This is a genomic window from Amycolatopsis sp. NPDC005003 (genome assembly GCF_053600695.1).
This window is the reverse complement of record NZ_JBSGAI010000117.1, coordinates 1-1,136: the sequence shown is the minus strand read 5'-3', so window position 1 is coordinate 1,136 and position 1,136 is coordinate 1. Positions and strand designations below refer to the sequence as shown.

Below are 1,136 nucleotides of genomic sequence, written 5' to 3'. Positions count from 1 at the left end.
CTAGTGTCCTGAGTCTGAATTTCGTGGCCAGCGTTTAGGATGCGGTGATGCCAAGCCCGACGCTGCCACCGTTGATGTTGAGCGATGAGGAACGCGAGACGTTGCTGCGGTGGTCGCGTCGCCGGACCACGGCGCAGGCTCTGGCGCTGCGATCGCGGATTGTGCTGCGCTGCGCGGACGGTGGATCGAACTCGGAAGTGGCTACGGAGTTCGGGGTGAAGCGTCACACCGTGGCGAAGTGGCGATCGCGGTTCCTCTCCGACGGGCTTGAGGGCCTGTCGGACGAACCGCGACCGGGTGCGCCGCGCACGGTCACCGACGAACGTGTCGAAGCGGTGATCGTGAAGACCCTGGAGCAGCCCCCACCGAATCAGGACACGCACTGGTCGACCCGGTCGATGGCCGCAGCCACCGGCATGTCGCAGTCGACGGTGTCACGGATCTGGCGGGCATTCGGTCTCAAACCACATCAGGTCCAGACGTGGAAGCTCTCGCGAGACCCGCAGTTCGTGGAGAAAGTCAGGGACGTGGTCGGGCTGTATCTCGCCCCGCCGGACAACGCGATCGTGCTGTGCGTCGACGAGAAGTCACAGATGCAGGCCATCGACCGGACCGCGCCCACACTGCCGATCATGCCCACCACGCCTGCGCGGATGACCCACGACTACGTGCGCCACGGCACCACGAGCCTGTTCGCCGCGCTGAACCTGGCCACCGGATCGGTGATCGCCCAGCACCACCGCCGGCACCGGCATCAGGAGTTCCTGAAATTCCTCAAGACCATCGATGCCGCCACCCCGGCCGACCTCGAGCTGCACCTGGTCTGCGACAACTACGCCACCCACAAGACCCCGGCGATCAAGAACTGGCTGCTGCAGCATCCACGCTTCCACGTGCACTTCACCCCGACCAGCGCCTCCTGGCTCAACCTGGTCGAGCGCTGGTTCGCCGAGCTGACCAACCGCAAGCTCCGCCGTTCCGCCCACCGCAGCGTCACCGAACTCGAAGCCGACGTCGAGGCCTGGATCGGCGCCTGGAACGACGACCCCAAACCCTTCGTCTGGACCAAAACCGCCGACCAGATCCTCGACACCCTCGCCGCATACTGCCAACGAATTAACGACTCAGGACACTAG

The 1,136-nt window shown here is 65.1% G+C and carries 1 protein-coding gene; it reads left to right on the top strand.

All coding sequences use genetic code 11. The features are described from left to right. The first annotated feature begins 47 nt into the window (after positions 1-47). Complete coding sequence (locus ACWED2_RS48305) at positions 48-1,136, top strand: IS630 family transposase (RefSeq protein WP_449697238.1); 1,089 nt, start codon at positions 48-50, stop codon at positions 1,134-1,136.